23 protein-coding genes are annotated in these 24083 nt (G+C 33.2%); 13 read left to right on the forward strand and 10 right to left on the reverse strand.

Going from position 1 to position 24083, the window contains the following annotated elements; genetic code table 11:
- Positions 1–142 precede the first annotated feature (142 nt).
- Positions 143–751, reverse strand: coding sequence for a hypothetical protein (locus F1Z66_RS07640; protein WP_149863012.1), 609 nt, complete (start codon positions 749–751; stop codon positions 143–145).
- A 113-nt stretch (positions 752–864) separates the two neighbouring features.
- On the opposite strand from F1Z66_RS07640, the gene F1Z66_RS07645 reads away from it, so the two are divergent.
- Together F1Z66_RS07645 and F1Z66_RS07650 are read left to right on the forward strand one after the other, a co-directional pair.
- A complete protein-coding gene (locus F1Z66_RS07645; protein WP_149863013.1) occupies positions 865–1425 on the forward strand; it encodes a hypothetical protein in 561 nt (186 codons plus the stop codon).
- Positions 1426–1884: 459 nt separating this feature from the next.
- Positions 1885–2988 (forward strand): alpha/beta fold hydrolase, encoded by a 1104-nt coding sequence (locus tag F1Z66_RS07650; protein WP_149863014.1) that lies wholly within the window; start codon positions 1885–1887, stop codon positions 2986–2988.
- Between the two features lie 228 nt (positions 2989–3216).
- Here F1Z66_RS07650 and F1Z66_RS07655 read toward each other — a convergent pair whose 3' ends face one another.
- Positions 3217–3726, reverse strand: a complete 510-nt coding sequence (locus tag F1Z66_RS07655; protein WP_159357352.1) for a pyridoxamine 5'-phosphate oxidase family protein — start codon at positions 3724–3726, stop codon at positions 3217–3219.
- Positions 3727–4030: 304 nt separating this feature from the next.
- Here F1Z66_RS07655 and F1Z66_RS07660 point away from each other — a divergent pair, with 304 nt between their 5' ends.
- From F1Z66_RS07660 to F1Z66_RS07670, 3 genes are all read left to right on the forward strand, one after another.
- Positions 4031–4720: a phosphoribosyltransferase gene (locus F1Z66_RS07660; protein WP_149863016.1), complete on the forward strand. Its 690-nt coding sequence runs from the start codon at positions 4031–4033 to the stop codon at positions 4718–4720.
- 207 nt (positions 4721–4927) lie between these two features.
- Positions 4928–5173, forward strand: a complete 246-nt coding sequence (locus tag F1Z66_RS07665) for a hypothetical protein (protein ID WP_149863017.1) — start codon at positions 4928–4930, stop codon at positions 5171–5173.
- 206 nt (positions 5174–5379) lie between these two features.
- Positions 5380–6732, forward strand: coding sequence for an erythromycin esterase family protein (locus F1Z66_RS07670; protein ID WP_230207490.1), 1353 nt, complete (start codon positions 5380–5382; stop codon positions 6730–6732).
- 321 nt (positions 6733–7053) lie between these two features.
- On the opposite strand, the gene F1Z66_RS16435 is transcribed toward F1Z66_RS07670, so the two are convergent.
- On the reverse strand, positions 7054–7833 hold the full coding sequence (locus tag F1Z66_RS16435; RefSeq protein ID WP_149863047.1) for an APC family permease: 780 nt from the start codon (positions 7831–7833) through the stop codon (positions 7054–7056).
- Between the two features lie 231 nt (positions 7834–8064).
- Here F1Z66_RS16435 and F1Z66_RS15385 point away from each other — a divergent pair, with 231 nt between their 5' ends.
- Both F1Z66_RS15385 and F1Z66_RS07680 read left to right on the forward strand, forming a co-directional pair.
- The gene (locus F1Z66_RS15385) at positions 8065–8217 is read left to right on the forward strand and encodes a hypothetical protein (protein WP_154670511.1); all 153 of its coding nucleotides are present in this window, start codon (positions 8065–8067) and stop codon (positions 8215–8217) included.
- Positions 8218–8489: 272 nt separating this feature from the next.
- On the forward strand, positions 8490–8930 hold the full coding sequence (locus F1Z66_RS07680; protein WP_149863019.1) for a CBS domain-containing protein: 441 nt from the start codon (positions 8490–8492) through the stop codon (positions 8928–8930).
- 15 nt (positions 8931–8945) lie between these two features.
- Here the strand turns inward: F1Z66_RS07680 and gap are convergent, their stop codons facing one another.
- A complete protein-coding gene (gap, locus tag F1Z66_RS07685; RefSeq protein ID WP_149863020.1) occupies positions 8946–9974 on the reverse strand; it encodes a type I glyceraldehyde-3-phosphate dehydrogenase in 1029 nt (342 codons plus the stop codon).
- Between the two features lie 642 nt (positions 9975–10616).
- Here gap and F1Z66_RS07690 point away from each other — a divergent pair.
- Positions 10617–11078 (forward strand): CBS domain-containing protein, encoded by a 462-nt coding sequence (locus F1Z66_RS07690; RefSeq protein WP_195907500.1) that lies wholly within the window; start codon positions 10617–10619, stop codon positions 11076–11078.
- 1075 nt (positions 11079–12153) lie between these two features.
- Here the strand turns inward: F1Z66_RS07690 and F1Z66_RS07700 are convergent.
- Positions 12154–12540 (reverse strand): universal stress protein, encoded by a 387-nt coding sequence (locus tag F1Z66_RS07700; protein WP_149863022.1) that lies wholly within the window; start codon positions 12538–12540, stop codon positions 12154–12156.
- 453 nt (positions 12541–12993) lie between these two features.
- The gene (locus tag F1Z66_RS07705; RefSeq protein WP_149863023.1) at positions 12994–14136 is read right to left on the reverse strand and encodes a cache domain-containing protein; all 1143 of its coding nucleotides are present in this window, start codon (positions 14134–14136) and stop codon (positions 12994–12996) included.
- 947 nt (positions 14137–15083) lie between these two features.
- Between F1Z66_RS07705 and F1Z66_RS07710 the strand changes: the two genes are divergently transcribed.
- Positions 15084–15563 (forward strand): PPOX class F420-dependent oxidoreductase, encoded by a 480-nt coding sequence (locus F1Z66_RS07710; protein WP_149863024.1) that lies wholly within the window; start codon positions 15084–15086, stop codon positions 15561–15563.
- 539 nt (positions 15564–16102) lie between these two features.
- A complete protein-coding gene (locus F1Z66_RS07715; protein WP_149863025.1) occupies positions 16103–16435 on the forward strand; it encodes a hypothetical protein in 333 nt (110 codons plus the stop codon).
- A 427-nt stretch (positions 16436–16862) separates the two neighbouring features.
- Here the strand turns inward: F1Z66_RS07715 and F1Z66_RS07720 are convergent, their stop codons facing one another.
- Positions 16863–17300: a hypothetical protein gene (locus tag F1Z66_RS07720; RefSeq protein WP_149863026.1), complete on the reverse strand. Its 438-nt coding sequence runs from the start codon at positions 17298–17300 to the stop codon at positions 16863–16865.
- Positions 17301–17561: 261 nt separating this feature from the next.
- A complete protein-coding gene (locus F1Z66_RS07725; RefSeq protein ID WP_149863027.1) occupies positions 17562–18629 on the reverse strand; it encodes an NAD(P)-dependent alcohol dehydrogenase in 1068 nt (355 codons plus the stop codon).
- Positions 18630–18944: 315 nt separating this feature from the next.
- On the opposite strand from F1Z66_RS07725, the gene F1Z66_RS07730 reads away from it, so the two are divergent.
- The gene (locus F1Z66_RS07730; protein ID WP_201448524.1) at positions 18945–20582 is read left to right on the forward strand and encodes an acyl CoA:acetate/3-ketoacid CoA transferase; all 1638 of its coding nucleotides are present in this window, start codon (positions 18945–18947) and stop codon (positions 20580–20582) included.
- A gap of 47 nt (positions 20583–20629) precedes the next feature.
- Here F1Z66_RS07730 and F1Z66_RS07735 read toward each other — a convergent pair whose 3' ends face one another.
- Positions 20630–21148, reverse strand: a complete 519-nt coding sequence (locus tag F1Z66_RS07735; protein WP_149863028.1) for a universal stress protein — start codon at positions 21146–21148, stop codon at positions 20630–20632.
- A gap of 65 nt (positions 21149–21213) precedes the next feature.
- Positions 21214–21723, reverse strand: coding sequence for a universal stress protein (locus F1Z66_RS07740; protein WP_149863029.1), 510 nt, complete (start codon positions 21721–21723; stop codon positions 21214–21216).
- A 232-nt stretch (positions 21724–21955) separates the two neighbouring features.
- On the opposite strand from F1Z66_RS07740, the gene F1Z66_RS07745 reads away from it, so the two are divergent.
- Positions 21956–22456 (forward strand): CBS domain-containing protein, encoded by a 501-nt coding sequence (locus F1Z66_RS07745; protein ID WP_149863030.1) that lies wholly within the window; start codon positions 21956–21958, stop codon positions 22454–22456.
- A 91-nt stretch (positions 22457–22547) separates the two neighbouring features.
- Positions 22548–24011, forward strand: a complete 1464-nt coding sequence (locus F1Z66_RS07750; RefSeq protein ID WP_195907502.1) for an alpha/beta fold hydrolase — start codon at positions 22548–22550, stop codon at positions 24009–24011.
- The last annotated feature ends 72 nt before the right edge of the window (positions 24012–24083 follow it).

The following is a 24083-nucleotide window of genomic DNA, read 5'->3' on the forward strand; positions in this document are numbered from 1 at the left end:
TGATTGCCTTCTCAATTGGGGTCTTCCTCTAAGCATCGAACAAAATATTAAACCAAAGTCAAGGACATTCAAGTGGGAAAATTGATAACAACTAAAAGTTTGTCAAAATCAAAAATTGAAATAAAAAATCAAGAAAAAAATTTTAGGTAGAAGTTGCGTTTGCTTGACTGCCATCACTACCTTCTGTTATTGTTTTTACTACCCCAATCAATGGAAGATTCAAGAAGTGTCCCTCAGTCTTTGCTACATCAAATGATACATTAAGTATATGTCCGTTAATCAAATATACTAGTATTGGAACATCTTTCCATACTTTACCCGTCTCTAAGGTCTGGATATCTGCTATTCCCTTGAATTGAGTGTTGTTACCGATCAAGACAATCTCATTTCCAGTATTGTTTGTTAGAGGAGCAGCATCAGTTAGCCCGTTTATCACATGGGTTTCAACTTCATGACCTGATAATGAATGTCTATTTAGTTCGACTTTGAAGTCTTGTAACTGTCCGTTTGCCACATCAAAGCTCCAATCTCCACCAAGTACAAAATTTAAGTTAGTATCTTGTGATGCATTCAATGCCTGTAAAGCTGCAGGAGAAAGTGCCAAGTTTCCCATATATCCATTGGCGCCAAAAGTATTTACCCCTTCAGTTGACTGGGCATTCACATAGTTGCCATTCATTGCTGCAACAAGAATTATTGCTGCAGTAAACATCACTGTGACTGCTATTAATGAGCGTGCAATTTTTGTCATTTATTTCCTTTAATCTTCAAATTATTTATTGTCTATGTATTGGTTGCAATTATTAAATGCAAATAGATACATTGTACAACAGTTTTATACAAGAGATAACATAGTATATTTATATGCCCAAAACCGTCCCAAACGACGGTAATTCATATCACAAAAAGATGAGTGAGAGTATTACCTTGCGATTTGACAAGTTAATACTGGATGAATTACGTGAAGAATCAGAGTTAAAAATGGAGAGTATCAACACTCTTCTAAACCAAATAGTAAAATCATATATTAAATGGCACAAGCCGTCTGCAATTGCAGGCTTGATTTACATCAACAAGTTTTTATACAGAGACATTGTGGAACAACTTTCTAATGAATCGTTAAATCAAATAGTTGACAATTATGCACAACATCATTTTATGGATACTATTGAAATTTTTCATGGGAAGTCATCGGTCTCTATTTATCTTGACTATTTACTAACTTGGCTTAAAATATCAGGATTTCATTACCGGGTTGACGAAAATGAAGAAAATTACATTACCATCAAGATTCAAATTGATCTGGGCCTTAAATTTAGCAGATATATTTCAACTAAAATAAAGACAATACTTGAGACACTAAAACAACCTAAAGTGGATGTTAAGTTTACGGAACATATTGTGGTAGTGCGTATTCCTTCTTAGCTGTTTGATATTTCTTAATTTATTATTTTTTTTTGATCGTCCTCTAATTTCAAATTCCAAACTTCAAAAATTAAACAACACTGGGGTTATCCTCTTTTCAGTTGCCTATCTCACTCAATTATTATTTTGCAGATAGTAAATCAAACTGTAAAAAAATCGGATCAGTAGGTTCGAAATAATAGGGAGGTAAACTACCATGAATGCAAGATACTAGGCAAATTGATATTATATTTACATTTCAGCCATTAGTTTAATTATATCTTATTCTTGTTCTTCGTCAGAAAAAAAACCTTGACTTTCCAAACCAAGTCATTTGATTCATTTTTTGCTAGGGTGGTTTTGCAGTATCATCTGCATATAGGTTATATTTTCATAATCTTTACCAAGAGGAAAAGATAAAAATATGTGAGTCATTTGTTAATTTCTAAATCTTATTAATATCTCTAGAGTAGAAGTTCTATGACAATTATTCGATCAAGTTCTGCGGTCTTAATTGTGGTTATGATTATATCAAGCCTTGCAAGTACTGTGGTTCTTTCGAACTTGATAACTAATCTGGTATATGCAACAACATCTCTAAGCCAATCCATTCAACATAGTCAGGAAAAACTGCAATCAGAAATTGTTAATGAAGTCCAACAGACAATTAACCAAACTATAAACGATATTAATAACAACAATTCGGGTGCTAATAATCAAACTAATGATAGTGAAATTCAAAATTCTAACACGCTGCCTAAATCTAATCAGACTTTATCAGTGTTAGACAATAAATCTTCTCAAAAGATAAGAGTCGGAGATATAGATATTGCGTACAAGCAGTTTGGGAAGGGGGATCCTATTTTGATGATTCCAGGTTTTTCAATGACTATGGAAATGTGGGGATCAATTCTAAATGATTTGGCAAAGAATCATACCGTTGTTATATTCGACAATAGGGGAATCGGTGAAACAACATCCGGTACCAAAACCTTCTCAATGAGTCAATTTGTTAATGATACAGTTGGATTAATAGACGTATTAGGGATAAAAAAACCAATTGACGTTTTGGGACTTTCCCTTGGTGGAATGATTGCACAGGAGTTGGCTTTGTCGAATCCTGAAAAGATAAATCATCTTGTTCTGGTTGCTTCTTCCTGTGGAGGGCCAAACTCTCTGCCCCCACAACTGTCACCAATAGATCTGCAAAAGATGCAAACAGGAACTGCAAACAAAACTTTATTTCTACATGCTTTGTTCCCTGATGATTGGATAAGAGAAAATATGGATCAAATAAACAGAACATTTGTGTTCCCTCAGGTTGCGCAAGAAAATTTGTTGAAATATGGTGAGGCTTTGAGTCACTGGGAAGGTACGTGTAATAGATTGTCAAGTGTTGATAAGCCCGTGTTAGTTGTAACTGGAACCGAAGACATTACATCTCCTCCTATTAATTCATTAAAAATTGCAGAAAAGATACCTGGAGCATGGTTAATACAAATGCATGATGGAGGTCATGGAGTAATGCAGCAATATCCTGAAACCTTTAATAATATAATGGAGACATTTCTTTCCATTACATAATGTTTTCAAAGCTAAATCTTTTTTTGAATATGATGTTGTAATGAATTAGTCTCTATTATTAGGGACGACTACTGAGTCCATATCTTTACAGAACATTAATGTATATCTCAAGGTTACATGCAGCTCTGACAAAGTATTTAGTTATTGTCAAAAGAATATTAATACTAATTAAAAGAGCTAACACTAATTCTTCTTTCATCAAAGAAGAAGGCCAGTAGAATTTTTACTCTAATAGTATGAATTAGATTTTTCATCATCTCCAAACTTTCCTGTAACCTCATTTACCTTGATTCTGTATACCACCATTTCAAAAATTTCATTGTTTTTGCTGTGCAAAAAAGGTGATAAAAATGAGTGCAAAAATGCAAGATTTTCTCCTCCCAAGTTGCTATCACTAGATTCTTCTGTTGATAACGTTTTTCTATCTAATTTAGACATTATGGATTTCATCAAAATCTCTAATCCGTTCTTGGCATCAGATCCTGTTAGTTCCTCAAAAGTTCCAAAAGCGATCACGCTTTTCCAAGTGCTCATATTCTTCATCCAATCGATTTCAAAACATACTTTGGGATTCTTCCTCATTATACGAATTTTTAAACCATCTTTTGTGTGCCCATAAATATATCCATTATCATAGGCATAAGTGATTGGAACAACATATACTTTATCTTCGTCAAAGCAACCTATTCTACCTATAGTTTCTGATTTTAAAAGAGATTCAATTTGAATTTTATCCATGTCTCCCCACATAATTAGAGTATTTTATTCACAATGACAAAAAAACTTATACTCTATTAGACTTTTTACTTGCTTAGTTGTGATTTTAAATCAGATCAGATAAAGAAATAGGATACATGTATTCACCAAATAGATTGGATTCATATTTTAAATATTGTAATGCAAAAGTGATCAATCCTAAAGTCATATTATTAAAATTATATTAATTTTTTATTTGTCAAACTTGTGAAAGGGACGGGGTCTAACTATTTTTTTGATACTTGTGATATGATCAATTTTAATATATGTGCATTCTTTATCAAACATGCATGCATTGTTTCGCGATAGGATAGATGCAGGCCAGAAATTGGCAATTAGTATAGAGCAAGTTCTTAAAAACAAATTATCCGATGTTTCTATTACAAGGAATGAATTAATAGTCTTGGCTATTCCACGAGGAGGCATAATTCTTGCGGAAATTATTGCATCATATTTTAATTGTGACCTAGACATCTTAGTTACTAGAAAAATAAGGTATGAAATGAATGAGGAATTCGCAATAGGTGCAGTACTTCCTGATGGTTCCTACTTTTTAAATGACAATGTAGTCAAGTCCATTCCAATATCCCAAAGGTATTTGAATCAGGAAATTGAAATTCAAAAAAATGAAATTGAGAGGCGATTGCTAGAATTTAGAGGCACTATTTCTTATGATGACAAATTAAATAACAAAATTGTTGTTCTGGTAGATGACGGAATTGCGACAGGATCAACCATTGTTGCTGCGGCTAAGTGGCTCAAACACAATTATAACTACAAGAAACTCGTAATTGCGGTGCCAGTAGCCCCTGCGGAATCAGAAGTAATTAATAGACTAGATACCATTGCCGATGCATTGATCATATTGTATTCTCCACGGCAATTTAGTGCAGTGGGACAATTTTATGAAGAGTTCGATCAGGTTAGTGATTCTGAGGTAAAAAAAATTATGAAAACATATGGTTATGATATCTGATATGTTGTTGTTTCTGTTTTAATATGTTCCTTAATTATAAGATAAGATAATGTCTCAGTCTTTTATCATTCGCTCTTCTGGCAGGTTCTCTACACTTGTGGTGCATATTGGATAATAATATACATGTTGATTTTTTATCTAAATATATTAACAGCAATTGATAAGGAGTATTAAAGTATAATTAAAGGGTAAAATATTCAGAATGATATGAGTGGGGACACTGTTAATGATAAAGCTTCTTCTAATATTTATTATTACTTACCGGGTAAGTGGGAGAAGTCGCCACCTAACAAGCATCAAAATAAAGAAATTGATACGTCCTCAGGGCAAGATAACAATGCAAGTTTGGATATTTGCTACAACCACTTGGACTTTGATAATGTATCCGAATATTTACAATCTATCGATATTGATTTGAAGAACTTGCATAGAAAATGGAGTAACATGGACTAACCAAATTAAAAAGAAACTGTTAATCAAATAATAACTTTGACTTTATGTAGGATATTGATCAAACAATATTATTTGTTTAAAGTGAATAATGCAAATTTTATCTATGAATTTAATATAGCAACATGACTGGCTTTTAGTATGTGATTTGTTGCTATGCTTATAAAGTAGCTTTTGAATGTTAATAGCTGTGAGTATAATAGGTGAACTTGATTTATGATCTAGATAACACCGATAAAATAGACATCATATTGGACAGGATTGGTGAAGCTAATTGTGTATTATTGGGTGAAGCCTCCCATGGTACTTCTGAATTTTACCTGTGGCGTGCAGAAATATCAAAGCGACTCATATCCGAGAAAGGCTTTTCATTTGTAGCAGTAGAAGGGGATTGGCCAGATTGTTATAAAGTGAATCAATATATAAAAGACAATCCTGAATCTTACAGCACAGCTTCTCAAGTTCTTTTTTCTTTTAATAGATGGCCGACCTGGATGTGGGCAAATAAAGAAATGATAGAGTTAGTAGAATGGTTAGAAGATTATAACAAACTCCTCACCGATGGAACGAAGGTTGGATTCTATGGGTTGGATCTTTACAGTTTATGGGAATCTATGGAGGAAATAATAAGATATGTGAAGAGAGTAGATCCAACCCTTTTGAGAAATGCAATAAGAGCTTACAACTGTTTTGAACCTTATAACAAAGAAGTGGAAGCATATGCTCGAGCTACGGCATTTGTACCAAAAAACTGTGAACAAGAGGTCATTGAATTGCTTGTAGCATTGAGAAACAAATATTCTTTAGCAATTAACGAAAAATCAGTTAACACCGAGGATTACTTTAATGTCGAACAAAATGCAATTACAGTAGTAGATGCGGAGAATTACTATAGGACAATGATAAAGGGAGATGTCAACTCATGGAATTTAAGAGATACACACATGACAAATACATTGCAACGTTTACTCAATTACTATGGCAATCAGAGTCGAGTTCAAAATCCAAAGGCCATCATTTGGGCACACAATACGCATGTTGGAGATGCTCGCTTTACAGATATGTCATTGTCGGGAATGACAAACATAGGACAAATGATGAGAGAAAGGAACGGGATTCACAATACAGTACTGGTTGGATTCAGTACATATGAAGGTACTGTTATTGCTGCCGAAGAATGGGGTGCGAAAATGGAAATAATAAATGTACCTGCGGCCAGAGAAGGTAGTTGGGATTATATGTTACATCATGAATACGATGATTCAAAAAAAAATATTAAAAACAGACTATTGGTGTTTGAACGAAATGATGTTGTAAACACCATTTTAGACTCTAAAAAAGATGATTTTCTATATGATGAAAGTTTTGAAAATAGGGGTCAGAGAGCCATAGGGGTGGTTTACAATCCTAAATATGAAAGATTTGGTAACTATGTACCTACTGTACTGCCTTTGAGATATGATTTACTGTTATTTATCGATAGTACTAACGCACTTTATCCTCTCCACATAAAACAAGTCAAGGACAAAGATCTTCCTGATACATTCCCCCGCGGAGAATGACTATTTTTTAAATTTGGATAATGTGCTAATTGCTAAAGAAATTAATGTCATCTATTTAAATACCAATACAATGACAAAAACTACGTCAATATTTCCATTAAATTGATTTCGCCGGGATTGATGGTACAGCAAGATTAAATCCCCGTGTTTTTTCTTGAGATACATAATGCAAACAACATGGGCAGATTCAATAACACACAACACCGTATCAAAATAAGAGATCATATAAAAAACGTGTACACCGAAAAAGAAAGACTTGTGAAAAGGCAATTTTTAATCCACTAAAATCATATTCACCCTTTAGGTATGTTTGACAAAGCTTTACAATAGACAGTAAAAGAATTTCTGAAATAAAAATAAATAATCATAATTAGTATTTCTTACCCTTTTATTGTTTAAACAATTTTTTGATTTTATGATAACAAATATCAATAAAAATATGGCTGCGATACAAATTGACGCATTTTTGATTATATCGTGATGAATCTGAATTGATATTGCTATCCAAAAAATAATCCTCAAACCCGGAATCAATGGAAATATTTCGATACTGATAGGTGAAACAAGATGTCTAACTTGAGCATTCTTCAGGTATCGGAGTGAAATCATTGTAGTATTTATTATTCTTCTGTAAACTATGAGCACACAGAAGACAGATACACCTGCTATTAAAAATAGGCATGCTTCAAAGACCTGCACTATTATAATTGCAGCAAACATTGTAATAGCTATACAAACCCGTGGAGTTTTTCTTTTTACATGCACTTTTGTCAAATATTTTGATAATTGCGATTTCATGGTATTTGAAATGCCAAATATCTCTCTAGAACCAGAAATTAGTATCATTAAAACAGTATTTGCGGTTGCAAACAGACCTATAGCCGAGAGCAGAACTACCACTGCATTTCGACCCGCCTTTTTTGTGGCTGCTGCCAAAAGACCTGTGGATATGTACAGTTCATTCCACCCAACCAAGGAAATTGAAGTTACAGACACTAAAATATAGATAATAGTAGTTACTATATTTGATATTAATAGTGCTTTAGGTATGGTTTTATGTGGAGATTTTGGTTCATCCGCTATATTTACTAGTTTTCGAATCCAAAGAAGACAAAAAACATAGGATAATGACCGAAAATATTAATCCCTAGGTAGGAAAGGTGTCAATCTGTAGAGATTCAAAAGGAATCAGTAAAAAATTTGTATTATACATATGACCATAAGCAAATGCATCTACAATGATAAACAACAGACCAAATATTTCAATTAAAGTCTAAATAATATTTGTATCAATCTCTTATTTATATGCCACACAATGAGGACCATACAATCATGTTAAATGCTTCACACGTTGCTAAACCGCTTGTGTCGTTAGAATCCAACAAAACTTTTCTTGATGCAAGGAACATGATGTTAAGTTACAATATAAAGATGGTAGTTATCACATCTCCAGATGATAAAAAAAGCGATTGGTATAATTACTGAGAAAGATATTGGAAAGTTTTTGTCAAATCATATGCTTGATAAAAGGAATGTAGAAGAGGTAAAATTAAGTGAATTTCTTGACAACAATTCCAAATTATATGCAGTAAGTAGGATGCTTCTTTGGGTATTTGTGTTCAGTTAATGTTAGGTAAGGACATTAGTTCACTCTTAATTATGGGTGAGGATAATCAAGTAAACAAAATAATCACAAAGACGGTTTAATAGCATTAATTGCTTCTCGTCAATTTGATAATTTGATTGTAAGTGGATACATGACCAAAAATGTTATTACCGTGAGTCCGGAAGAGGATATAGCCATAGTATTTGATCTATTGAATCGGTATAAAATTTCAAGAATAATTGTAATAAAAGAAAATAAACCTTTAGGGATAATAACAGGTAGAGACATTATTCCACAGAGGAACTTTTTAAATATTGACGGCCATGGAAGGGAAGTTGAAAATGAGGGGAAAAGGAATAGAAAATTGACTGTATCAAACTTTACAACACCAATGACGGTGAAGGATATAATGACGCCTAATCCTCTAATCATTGGAGAAGAATCCAGTATAGACGAGGCCGCCAAATTGATGATTGAGAATCGTATAAGTGGTATACCAGTAATTAACAAATTCCAGAATCTAGCAGGAATAATCACAAAAAAAGATATCATAAGAGCAATCTTTGATGTGGGGAAGAAAGTAAAAATGTAAAATATCCAAAAAAAATTAATCCATTGTTTTTAAAATATGCTTAACCAGTTCCACCATTCTAAATGCGAATCCATATTCATTATCATACCAAGACAGAACTTTTACGACATTACCTTTTTCGCCTAGGACCATAGTACTTAGACCATCAACTATGGATGAATGGGGGTCTCCAATAATATCAGATGAAACTATAGGATCCTCTGTAAAAGAAAGTATGTTTTTGAACTTGCCCTCAGACGATTGTTTAAAGGTGTTATTAAGTTCTGCATTAGTGACATCTCTTTTTAGTGTTACCACCAGATCAATAATAGAACCATCACTTATCGGAACTCTTAAAGCCATTCCATCTAATTTTCCTTTTAATTCAGGAATGACGTCGCCGATTGAACGGGCTGCCCCGGTAGTTGTTGGAATTATAGACTCTGTCGCTGATCTAGCTCTCCTTAGATCCCGGTGTGACAGATCAAGCAAATTTTGATCGTTTGTAAAAGCATGCACTGTAGTCATGTATCCTTTCTCTATTCCAAAGTCATCGTTTAATATCTTCGCTACTGGAGCAAGTGCATTAGTCGTACATGAAGCCATTGAGATTATGTGATGTTCCTTAGGTTTGTATTTTTCATCATTAATTCCAAGAATCATTGTGATATCGGGATTTTTAGCTGGGGCTGAAATTACAACTTTGCTAGCCCCAGCGTGAATGTGTTTAATTGCTTTTTCTCTATCATTGAATTTGCCAGAAGATTCCAGAACCAGATCAACCTGCAATGATTTCCATGGCAACTTCTCCGGATCTTTTTCGGAAAATACTTTTATTTTGTGATTGTCTATAACTAATGAATTCTCGTTCTTGTCAATAGTAACCTGGCCATCGAACTTGCCATGCACGCTATCATATTTGAATAAGTGCGCAAGAGTGTTTGTATCTCCCAGGTCATTAATTGCAATTATGTTAGCTAGCGCTTCAAATTCCTTATCCTTTAAGGCTATTCGCAAAAAGATTCGTCCAATTCTTCCAAAACCATTAATTGCAATATTTCGCATACTCTGTAAAAGTAGACAAATATATATTAAAATTTTTAGCCTTGTCTAAATGTTTTTAAATGATCGATTAATGTTCTTTAGGGACACAACTTTTCATCGTGAATGTTTTTTGCAATTAAATCATTTTTTTTATATTTATATAATTACAACAAATTCATCTAGTTTTTATACGACGTAATTGCTATGTTGCGTGGAAAAAATAAATTTTGAATATTGAACATATCAAGATTTTTAAAAAGGCCAAAGCAAAAATGTTTATCCGCAGAGGAATATAACAGACATTAGAATGAAAAAGTATCGCAAAGACTTGTCTAGAATTTCCGATCAAATTTATAAAGAATTAATATCTCACCGAAATATCGGTGAGTGATTTACTAGGGTTTGTATAAGCATTAATGGTTATTTTCATATAAAAGACTAGTACATAGTTTGATTGCTAATTATATCAAATAGACAATTTAAATAGTTAGTATAAATCCCAGGAAACATATCATTGGTATCTAAAATTTCAATAATAAATTACTAATTGCATTAGTTTTAAATAGTGGGAATTCAAAGATTTGATTTTTGTTAAAACTCATTTATATTGGTAATTTGAAATAGGCTCGTATGAGTCTTGATGCTGTTAGCATATCGCGTTTAATGAGTAAGAATGTCATCATCGCAGAACAAAACCAAAATGTATATTGGATTTGTAAATTATTATCTCAGAATAATGTTGGATGCCTCATCGTAGTAAATGATTTAGATGAAAAAAAGCCGGTTGGAATAGTTACCGAAAGTGATATTGTGAAAACAATTGGAAAATTAGACCTACATCAATTACAAGTTCCTATAAAAAACCATATGAGTCACCCCGTAATCACAATGCCTGTTAGTGGAACTGTTACTGATGCAATGAGAATAATGTGTGAAAAAAGGGTTAGAAGGATAGTCATTATAGAAAATGACAAAATGGTTGGAATAGTTACTGACAAAGATCTACTAAAATTCATGATTGACAATAAAGATGTGTTGTCGGAGTTTATGACCTTGTCTCCTAGAGAGAACATGCCTAAAGAAGATTCTTCTCACTTTTGGTTTTGTAATAGATACGTTGGGTGATAAGTCATTCACCGTGTCTTTAAATAAAGCCGGCTGACAAAGTGGAAAAATTGTAAAAATTTAATATCGTGTTAATAAGAAATTCTAACTGATTACACTAAAGTCATAGAGATATGAATTTAAGATCATATGCCATATGACCTCGGAAAATATCGCAAAGAAAACAATTATTCGCAAAAAGTAAAATGTTCTTGTCGTCATTATAACTGAAATGCTCTATTTCTATTTCCATGGTGATTTCTATACTTTAAATCCAGTTCAACAATGGGCATAATTGGAATAGTTCGTATTCAAGACCTGGTATGCTAACTATTTTTTTATTTTCAGCTTCTCGTCAAAACAAATTGAGTTATTTTTTTGATAGACTAGGTCTCATATAGCTTTAGAATGGAAAAATCCATGTAATCTTTTAGGATATAGACTTGACGTCGTCTGCCACTACCATGAGCAAAAATAACTACTTTGTTTAGGTGATTGGTGATTGGTGATTGTCAGATTACTTTCAATAAATTCGGTGCTGCTTATAGGTATTCTTATTATATACTCTTCCTGTTTGAACTTGTCGGTATTATCCATGAGGTTTAAATGAATTGGTAAGACTTATTTGATTTTGATTTTATAGGAGGATCTAGAAAGCATTTAGGAATTCTTCCCTATTTGGTGATGATTAAAAACTTTTTTTGAAACATGAAATATGAAACATGTAGTATGACTGAGAGACATTATTTAGATATTAGTTGGTTGTATACAAACAAAGTATAGAGATCAATAATTACATTTATCTACCTGAAAATTGTTAGACTAGTTTTGATTCGAGTGGTCTTTCTTCTTTGATATAATATCTGATCCACTCATGTACTGTTTTATTTATCTCTATTCCATGTTCAATTAGGAAATTGTTTCTATGAATTTACGGACACGTCATAGTCTTATATCAATCAGATTTATCTTTTGAGATAGTGTTGTAGGATGAACATTAAATAGATTTGATAATCCTTATCTAATGAACTATTATGACAGGACACTTGGACGACTCAGAAACCTTCCTAGTAACACTTCCTAAAGTCCCTAATTTTTAAATTCCTGTCAAGCGTTTGCCTGGCCCCATTACAATCATATCTATTTTATTATCTTCCGCGAATCTCAAAATTTCTTCAGAAGCATCTCCCCACCTACAGAACCTTTGTGCGGATTTTATCTTACCTTCCTTCTTTAATTTCTCAATTATAGTATCAGCTCTTTGATTCCAACCCTTTTCAATAGCTTCACCTATGGTGATTCTAGCTACTTCGATTGCAGGTTTGTCATTTCCCAAAATCAATGATGCAGGGACTCCAATATCATTAACTACATGCAATAGTATAAGTGAAACGTTCATTTGATTTGCAATCTCCGCAGCTTTGTAGATCGCCTTGTCTGAGGTTTCGGTTCCATCATCGGTCACTAGGATATTAGATATCATACTATTCGTAGTGTGTTTGGATTTAATAACAGTATTTGATCAGGTGAATTGAAGATTTATTAATTCTTTGGCATTTAAAATTGTTTCATTTAATAAATCAGATTTAGTCAATTGATCATGTTCATCGTTATATCATTTGTTTTCTCTATTTTTCATAGTGGCAAACTAGTAAGGAAGACATTTGGACAAGCAGATCAGAATTAAAATTATGTGGATTAGTGGATCAAGGTCAAAAGGTATCACTAGTAGGAATTGTCATAACTGAAATTTTTACATTATCGCCAATAAAACTTTGAACACCTTTGTTTGTTGCTCATTGCTAAATCCAAGTTCGTCATTTTGTTCTTTATTTTTTCAATTCCTTGTTTACTAAAAGATGACAAGATTATATAATGATTCATTGGATTCCCATGCGTTATGTGCTAATAGACCATCATACAAAATTAAAATGAGTCAATTAGACTTTGTATCATTGAAAGAATGTATGAGCAGGACAACAAAAGTATTGTGAAATACGTTTACAGGCTCATAGGTTACTACCATTTTTTCATTCTCTATCGTATCAAAAGTCAAACCGGACTGTCCTTTCATGGCATTCTTAAAACTAGTGAGATTGGCAAAAGACTCTTGGATCGTGCTTTTGTCAACATCAGAATCTGCAATTTTCTGTCCATTATGTCCCACATATACTACACGCGTAAATCCATCAGAAGAGGTAAAATTAAGTGATTGAAGTTCTTTATTCAAAGTCTTAAAATCAAGACCTCCTGCCCAGATTCCCACCATCGTAGAATTGCCTTCTAACGAAAAGACAGGAACGGCTATTACAGATTGTAACTGACCTGAAGATACCGATAGGGAGGGGTCTCCAATGTAAATATTATTTAAGTCAGTTACACCGCTGAAGTAATCACGAAATCCAAGGTTGGTTACAGTGGAATTTGTCTGTCTGGCATACGGTTCTTCAAGATAGATATTGCCATTTGGCATAATAAAAATAATTATTTGAAAATCCTTATAACTGGATAAAATACTTTGAGCAACCATCCTCTTTTCAATATCTGCATCCTGAGGTATTCCATGTAAGGTAGTTAGAGTTTGATTAAGCATGTGGCCGAGAGGAATTTCTCTTACCTGAGGTAGTTGACTCGTCATGTTAAGAACTGCTCCTGCATTTTGAATAAAGTTATCAAGACTTTTTGCCAGAATTTTTGTTATAATTGAATTGTTCTGGTTACTCAGAGGTTCAACATTAGTAATGGTGGTATTAGCTTGACCCTGATTCATGGTGTTTAAGGTATTGGTAAATGATTGTTGCACCTGATTCTCTATTGCTTTCTGTAGATCTTGTTGGCTCTGTTGGAGTGATTCGCCTAGTGAAGAAGTATTAGCACCAGAAGAAATACTAGTTGTTGCATTGGCATAAGGAACATTATCAAAATTTTGAATATACGATAGCGAAAACAATGAGGAGAACAAGAATGAAACCATAAAAATATATTTTACCTTATTTTGCGATGTAGTTGATGAACATAATATGGATAGTAACGAATTCAAATCCCTTGTATCGCTTGCTATTTTCGTTTTGTTATTCATACAAATACTACATAAACAAGGATTTACATATGTATTTTGGTGTAAGATAAATCCAAAACCGATAATAAACTTTGTTTCAATTACTATACCCTTTGGATCTGCTTCATAACTAATATTTAAAATAATATTATTAAGTAATGAATTAATTCAAAACTTTATTTCTATGCTCGAAGGACCATATTTACTTTCATTATGTAAATTCAGTTGAATATCTTATAGCCGTTAATTAGTAATGATCCAACAAGTGAAATAATAGTTAATATCATTTTATTATATCTTCAATATTTTTTGCGCATTTCTCAACCGTGAAACGACCTTTTATTTACCTTATAGTGACAACATGGACAATAGGTTTGATTCCATTTGATAATTAATTCGTAAGTAGTACACCTTTTCTGACCCTCTCTGTATCGAGATGGAATGTCATGGTTCCTTTTTGCTTTGAGCCTACACCATACCCCATTGCAGTCCATGTCTAGGTATAACAAAAAAAACTTTCAATTACATATTATTAAAAATATGATTTATAATTATTTGATAAGGTGTACAATATATAGGCGCTTTGTGGCAAGTCTAATATTCTGGTATATAGGTAATCGAGAAAAAATATTTCCTATGCTCCAAAGTCGATGGGAAGGATATGTGTAATATGATACATTACTAACAATAAGAAATAATAGGATTAATTAATTTGCTTCATGAACCCAAAGATAGACAAACATTGGAAAAGTACTACAGTTACATTAAAAAAATTAAGTATGCTACTAACACGTTATATGAATAAAGAATTTGTTTAGGTATTTAGACTATTTGAAGTATTTAGAGTATACTAACTATTTGTATTAATACAGCAAGGTAATAAAGCAATTAACAAATGTATGCACCTCTCTTATCCTATAAACCAGATATAGAATATAGAAATTCTGATTATATGAGGCTAATTTTAAATGCAACACAGTATTACTATTGGTAGACATAATTTGTTTACTGAAAAGGAAATTGATTATATCAAATCACAACGTCTTGCAAGAATAGCAACCTCTTGTTCGTTCTCTCCTTCTGACGTTGCAAGTTGCCAACCGGATGTTGTGCCTGTAGGATTTGGTTTTGATGGCCAGTATTTTTATGTAGGTGGAATAAATTTATTAAAATCTACAAAATACAAAAACATTTTAATAAATACAAAAGTCGCTCTAGTTATAGACGATTCAAAGAATATTCAACCCTGGAATCCCAGGGGTATTAGAATTTATGGGATCGCAGACACAGTAGACCGCCAAGGAGGTTACATGTCTAACACAGATCATCCTCAATCCAAATATATTAGAATAAGACCAACCAAGAAATGGGCTTGGGGAATTGACGAACCGGTATTTGTCGAAGGAAAATTTAATGTGAAAAAGTCTATTTCCAGCACTGGAAATTAAGACCATCGATATTAGACATTATTTGTTCCAACAAATCAAATCCTTCTAGCGATATCTTTGCAGCCATAAATATCGTGCTTACATATTCATATGATGAGGGGATCTCTATCTGCTGAATTTGCAACATCAAGTTTATTGCTAGGCCACCAAGAATTTGGACTTCTTGCGTTATTTAATAAATGATAATACTTACAATATTTACTTTATTAGGTTGAAAAGATGGTAAAGGATCCTAAATTTTCCCATTTAAAACAACCGATCTCCCAATCTAGATTTTTTGATATTTTTCATGTGATGATATAACTAACTAATTCATTTGTAAGGCGCGGAATATTTCACCAGATATTAATTTTTGAATCTTAAAGAGGAAATTTTATTTATTTCAAAATACAAAATGATCTATGGGTGCTGTTTTTGGACCAAAGAAGTTATCTAAAAAATCTAGGAAAAAAATTTCCCATGAATCTGTAAAAGATATTCTTCCAGACACCTCTCAGAACTCAGAAAAATGATAATAGTTAATCTTGATAAATATAAGCATGAACAATGAAGAAATGAAAATCAAATGTCAGACCTTTGCACAAGCAGAAGATACAGAGGTTTTTGAAGTTACCTGGTCCCCAAATAATAATACGAACCATGAAACTAAAAGTAATTGTGATTATGAAAGTGTACTCGATTTGGCAAACAAAACTTTACCTACCCTGATAGTCATAGATCCAGTAGATATGAATTCTGTCACCTTGGTTAGGTTCTTACATGATTTGCTAGAGAAATATGATCCAAGTACAAGAATTGTGCAGAGAGGTGGAGAATTTGTGGAAAAATATTCTTATTATGAACTAATTTTGCAACTTAAAACAATAATTTAAAGAAAATCAAAATATTGGATAACGAAAGACTTCCTAAGATTATGATATTTTTGAAATGAGTGATTTAGTTGCTATATTGAATAACTTTTTACCGAACAATCTGATTACAGTTAGATATATCTAATATAACCATGCAATGACTCAATCTTCTTAACAAATGCCAAGTAATGTCGATCTGCTAAATAGGTAATAAATTTTAAAGAAGAAGGCTTTGCTAAAGACAACTACTTCATAAAGTAAGATGAATTCGATAGGATATATCTGTCACTTGACTTTAGAATCTAGCAGTATTAAAATTTACAAGATATTTTGCAAAATTTTCTAATAAAGTGTATATAAAATATATCAAAAATAAATTATAGAATATCTTAGTTATGGATCAAGCAATAATACGTGATTCTTGAAGAGAAGATGCCTGAAGCGGTTCTTAAGATTGATTTATCTTTTTTTGCCTGAAGTAAAATAGCAAAATCACAGTCAAGATAGATATTGCTGCAGGCAAAACCATCACGATATAGAAGAAAGCAGAAGGTATCCTACAAGAGAGAGAACTTAAAATCAAAACTGCCGTTGTAATTATTAGTGCAAAGCCAATATTTGTAAACAGGCTTGCCATTCTAATATGTGAAACAATGAGTATCGAAGAAACTGAAAAAGGGATTAACAGTATCCCAACAGAAATTACAACAGAAATTTGAGCCTGTTCACTTGTAAGGTGAAATCCAAACGAGTATTTTTCTGAATCAATGTCAAAAATAGTTAAAGGAGGAAGCTGAACGGCAATTGCAAAATAGATAAAAAGTGATCCTATTATCCCGGCGTTGACTGCCAAAAGATGATAATCATTTGTTGTAAGTTTTGACATTTAGATGACCCTGTTGTAAAATGAAAAATACTTTAATCCATGTATATCTTTCTTTTTATTTATGTTCTCAAGTTATGGTTATATTATTTCGTGTTTATAATAAGAAAAAAGGAACAGGTGGTTTATTCTAATTCATTAGATATTAGGTTCTCTGTGATTAACGCCTTGCTCAAAGAGACAATGATAAGAAATCTAATAATTACTAGCCTAATATTGTTATGGCCATATAGTAACCATTGAGCTTTCGTAACACTACACTATTTAGGGTACTATTACACCTCTTCCGACAATAGTCCCGTTCTTTAGCATTTCAATTGCTTCATTAATGTAATCAAGTTTGAAATTTCTAATATTGCTAATTATTTTTCCCTGAACTTGTAAATCGATTACCTCCTTCAATTCATTGAAATTTCCCCATAAAGAACCAAACATCTTAACTTCATTGATTACAAATGGTGCTACTGGAATTTTTCCCATATTGCCCATCAACCCTACAAGCACTATTGTACCTCCCTTTCCTATCATCCTAATTGCGTCAGTTATAGTGGATTCTGCACCTACTGTATCCAAAATCACATCCATTCCTTTATTTGAGGTAATATTCATGATTTTTTCTTTGATACTCTCACCTGAGCTTAGATTAATCACGTGATCTGCACCACATCTTTGAGCGAGTTCTAATTTTTTATCACTTCTATCTAACGCCACAACTTTCGATCCTGCTCCAAATAACTTTGCATATTGCACCCCATAGGAACCCAGACCACCTACACCAATGATGCCAATACTTTTTCCAGGCCCCAGATGATGCCTTACCTTTTTTATTGCTCTATAGGGGGTTAATCCCGCATCTGTAAGAGGCGCTATTTTTTCTGGCAATATGCTGGTGTCTTGTACTTTAACAAGAAACCTGAAAGAAGGGACCAAAATATATTCAGCAAAACCTCCATCATACGAAGATAAACCCGGCCATTTTGCTGATTCGCACATCTGTTCATTGCCTTGCTTACAATAAAAGCAAATTCCACATCCCCAACCTCCAAATATTGCAACTAAATCTCCTGGGGTCAACAGATTGGTCGGCACCGATTTACCGATCTCTTCGACCCAACCTGCAATTTCGTGACCAGGAGTTTTTGGCAGATCCAAGGGAATTATGCTTTTCCATTCTCCATTGAGAAGGTGAAGGTCACTATGACATAATCCTACTGCTCCAACTCTTACAATTACTTCTTCGTCACGACAAATGCGTGGTTTTGGAACTGAAACGAGTGATAACGGTTTTCCGTATTCAAGAATTCTCGCTGCACGGATACTTTTTTCCACCATTTCTTTTTTATTCTATTATCTTAAAAATTTAATGCTGATTAAGTCCTCCATGTTAGAACCTTCTTTTTTAAGAAAATATGGAGAAGATTTTCAATAAGTGAAATGCAATTCAGAAAAGTTCATTTAGAATACTGAAACCAGAGAATAGGGGGTTTTCATAAAAATAATTTAAAAGATATGGACAATGACTTTGGCAAATAAAACACACGATTGTATTGGAATAGTAAGCATTAGACAATATAAAAAAATTTAATATTATTTACATTTTTTGAAACAAAATCCTTATGAATTCAAGACATTTAACTATGCATTAGATTGTCTAACAGGGTTACTGACGCTTCTACTCTTCATAACATTGCCGATAATTCTGTGATTGCAATTTCTGGATTTAATATGGCAACTACTCCAGAATACTTGATTAATGAACTTTTAAAAGTATATCAGAGAACCGGTCATCCGAAAAATATTTTTATCATGTCCGATGCCCTGCCTGCTGTCCCCGGAAGGGCTTTGGACAAAGTGGGACAAACATTGTGTGAAAATTCTAATCAAGATTTTATTAGAGGAATGTTAATGCCATTTTTGGGATTTTCACCTTGGCTTCAGAGGCTGGTTCTAGAAGATAGAATTGAAGCTTACGGCTGGCCAATTGGTATTACCGCATATTGGTTTCGAGAAATTGGCTCGGGTAGACCTGGCTTATTGACAAAGATTGGAATAAATACTTTTTTAGATCCGCGAAATGATACTGCTGCTTTAAATCAGTCTGGAAAGAAAAACTTGACTTGTAAAGTGGAATTAGTACAACTTGATGGGGAGGATTATTTGTTTTATAAAGCTCCTAAACCTGATTGGGCATTCATTCGTGCTTCTATTGCTGACGAGATGGGAAATATGTCTTTAAGAGAAGAAACAATCAGAGGCACTGTTCTAAGCATTGCTCAAGCCACAAAAGCTTGTCCTAGGCGAGGTAAAGTAATATGTCAGGTTAGATGGTTAGGAAAATCAGGTACCTTAAATCCGAGAGAGGTAGACATACCATTTCCTCTAGTTGATCACATCATAATTTCTCCTTTAGATTTTCATTGGCAAACAGGGTCAGTGGCTTATGATCCAAGGTTATCTCAGCAAGTAATGACTTCATTTTACTCTTATCCTGACAGTAACATGAATCCATCACCACATGAAGACTATGAAATAATAATAGCCAAGAGGGTTGTTCTTGACTTTGCAGATCTTGTCAAAAAAAGGAATGGATCGCCCATTTTGATTAACTTAGGTATTGGCATACCTGCTTTGGTATCTAAAGTTATCGCTAATGAAGGACTAACAGATCTGGTGATCTCTGCAATTGAATCAGGACCTTGGGGAGGATTTGCTCTTACGGGAAATGATTTTGGCACTTCTGTAAGCCCATTTGCAATGTCTACGATTCCAGATATGTTTTCAAATTTCGAGGGGGGTATAGTGGATGCGGCATCCCTTGGATTTTTGGAAATAGATGAAATGGGAAATGTTAACCCTTCAATCCTACCTGGTCGCATTTTTGGAGCCGGCGGCTTCCCAGTTATCGCAGGAGGAATCTCTAAAATTTACTTTGCCGGTTCATTTACCGGGGGGAAGAAAACTATTCGGATTAAAGATGAGGTAATTAAAATCGTAAGCGATGGTTCAATAACTAAGTTTGTAAAAAATGTACACAAGATTTCATTTAGCGGAAAAGAGGCCACAAAATATGGACAAGAAATCTGTTATATCACAGAAAGAGCTGTTTTCAAGCTCTCGGAAAATGGGCTGCTGTTGACTGAAGTAGCACCTGGTGTAGATATTCAAAAAGATGTGATAAATAAAATGGAATTTAAGCCTCGTATATCTGCCAATATCGCGAAAATGGATTCTCGCATTTTTAACAATACAGTTATGAATATCAAAACCGAGATATCGATAAATTAATCGATCCCTTTCATTTTTTTGGTCTGATTTTGATGTCGTAGATAAATTTAGGGAACTATGAGTAGTGGACGAGTAGAAATTTCGGCTATATTTCTGGCCACACTTCCCAATAACTTGTTTGAGTGACTTCCTCCTGTACCTATTTTTCCAACTGAAATAAGATCGATATTTTCATCTTCGGCAAATTTAACTATACTATATGCAACAAAATTACTCGAATGGCTTCCTTCTAATAGTTTCGTCTTAACGATTATTCCTTCTTGTTGATATTTAGACTTGAGTTCAGCAAGTTTTGCGATCCATTCTTTTTCGACCTCAGCGTTAATCTCTTTCAAATAAGCTTTTAATTTTTCACCCTTAACAGAATTACCTGACTGAATGTTTTTTTCAACTATATTAGTAATATGAAAGGGAACTAGTACACTCAAGATAATCACCTCATGATCACTCTTATTTCCATCCGTCTTTGTCGCTTTTTTAGGATCAATCTGATTTAGCAAGTTTACCATTTGTTCCAGGGATTTTATTGAATTGTCAGATCCATCCACTAGAGCTAAAATTTTCATTGTTATTGATATCACCGAAGAAGTTTATAATCTTGTTCAATATTGATGATCTTATTTTAGTTCATCTAATGCACTATTAGCACAGGACAGCTTGAAATTTCTGCAACATTTCTTGAAACACTCCCCAATAATTTAATTTTTGAAATACCTCCCAATCCCACATTTCCTATTACAATCATGTCTACTTTTTCTTCAGATGCAAATTTAGTGATGCTGGCAGCAATGGTTCTACTTGAATGACTTCCCATGAGTAATTCCGTTCTTAGATGGATTTTATCATCTTCATATTGTTTTTTTAAATCTCCTAGTCTGTCAATCCATTCTTGCTTAATCATTTCATTCATTTCTGAAATATACTCTGTTACAGAAATTGGCTTGTCTGTCTTTAAAGATTTCATCGTTTTCTCAAATCCCAGTGGCATGTGAAAATGAGGTAGCACATTAACAAGTATGATTTCATTCGTTCCATTTTTTGCAATTTCAGATGCATATCCAATTCCCCTTATCAAACTGATAGCATATTTCAATGCCTTTATAGAATATTCTGATCCATCAATAGGAACTAGTATTTTCATACTTCAAAATTGGTTATGTGATGATTAAAATGTTTTTTATTCAGTTAATTGTAAGGTACTTTAAAATTCCATTTATAGGCCTATTTATTTAGTGACTTTGTACTCATGTTTAATAGTTTACCTTGTTTGATTGTCTTGTAATATTTTTTTTTTGAATTTGCATTAATCTTGATACTAATTGATCGGAATATTTTACCGAAATTCTTAAATCGATTGGAATTATGAGCTTTGTATGAGCCTAGAATCAATAGCCATTTCGGATTTAATGAGTAGAAATGTCCTAGTTGCGGAACAGGATTTGAACATTTATGGTATTTGCAGGATTCTATCAAATAACAATATCGGATGTGTTGTAGTTGTAGATGATTTGGAAACTCGAAAGCCGGTTGGAATAATCACCGAAAGCGATATAATTAAGGTGATGGGTAAATTAGACCAACATCAATTACAAGTTCCTATTAAAAATTTTATGAGCACTCCCGTTTTTACATTATCATCAAAAGCTTCAACAGCAGATGCAATGAAATTGATGTGCGATAAAAAAATAAGAAGAGTAGTTATTTTAGAAAATGATAATTTGGTTGGAATTGTCACCGACAAAGATTTACTAAGATGTTTAATGCAAAACAGAGACATAATGTCTTCAATAGCAAGTTCTGATTCGTCCCTTCCACCAAAACAATCTAATGATGATTTTTCGCACTTTTGGTTTTGCAACAGTTTTATTCATTAGGCAATTGGGTTGATGGAAAGTTATTCATATAGCATAGATTCGCCAAATCTTTTTAATACTTAAATGGTTTTGCGTATTTTTATCTCTCGTAGTGGATCCTCTACTCATACCTTTCGAACTTTTTACAACCACTTTTAATGTATTATCTTCAGGTTTCAAAATATCTACTAGTTACAGTTTGGCATATTTAGTAAGTTACCTTGATTCTTTGAAGAGTTATAGAAAAGAAGACTCTCCAAAAAGTTTGGCGGGATACTGGTTTTTACCTTTTAACGAATTATATGATTTATGGATCAAGACCTCGGATACAAACATTGGAGAAAAGGTCCATTCGGATTCATTCTCAAGTTCTTTGCGCTCTTTTGTAAATTCGCAGGTGAAAATGCGAAAATTGCTTAGGGATATGGGGTATCCAATCCAATATTATGAAGACCTTCAGGAATTATTTGCAAAGAGTTGGAATACTTACTATACTAAAAGAAAAGATATGTCGCTTACTGACTTTGTAGTTGAATACAACAAAAAAAATGTTAGACTGTTGCATTTTATTTCGAAAGAAAAATCATCGGATATGGAGAATCAGAATCCGCTGTTGATTGTCTATGCCCCTATAAATCAATTTCACATAATGGATATTTATCCCGAAAGAAGTGTAGTAAAATCTCTTTTATCAAAAGGTATTGACGTCTACCTTCTTGATTGGGGTTATCCTCTTTCTGATGATAACAATTTGTCTTTGTATGATTATGTTCAATACGTTTCTGAGGCCGTAAAATATATTCAACAAAAACCTAAACTCAATATTCGATCAGGTCATATGTCACAGCAATACAGCGAAAGCAACATTGTCAATCCACCTGAAAAACCTAAAAAAGAAGGGGGAAATGACATTTCAGGCTCTCGTAATGAAAAGATTTCGCTTTTGGGGTACTGCTGGGGAGGTATAATTGCCATATCATATGCGTCCTGGTATACAGATAATTTGAAAAATCTGACGCTTCTGGCAGTCCCTGTGGATTCTAGTAAGGATAAAACAACACTAGCAAATTGGATCCAATCTGTAGATACTGATAAGATAATTGAGGAATTTGGTCATTTTAGTGGAAAGGTTCTTGATATAGGCTTCATTATGCGAAATCCCATCCGATTTACCGGTGATAAATATCTGACAATGACAAAAAGAATAAACGACAAAGATTTTATGAAAATGTTTCAAGCAGTAGAAGAGTGGCTCTACAATACTCCAAATATACCTGGGGGGCTTTTCAAAGACATTGTTAATGGATGCTATAAGAATAACGGCCTTGTTTGCAACAATATGATAGTAGGAGGAAATCGCATCGATTTAACCAAAATAAATCTCCCTGTACTCACCGTTGTAGCAGAAAATGACGATCTTGTTTCTCCTGAATCTACAATTGAAATCAATAATCATATTTCTAGCCAAACTAAAGAGGTAGTCAGGTTTAAGGGTGGTCATGTTGGGTTATGTGTTAGTTCATCGGCGCATAACCGCCTTTGGCCACAAATTGCAGAGTGGATAAAAAACACCTAATACATGCCAATTTCAAATAAGTTTTTTCTACAAAAAATTTTTTATACCTTGTACAAAATATTTTGAGGTTTT

It is taken from the genome of Candidatus Nitrosocosmicus agrestis (assembly GCF_008389435.1).
GTDB lineage: Archaea > Thermoproteota > Nitrososphaeria > Nitrososphaerales > Nitrososphaeraceae > Nitrosocosmicus > Nitrosocosmicus agrestis.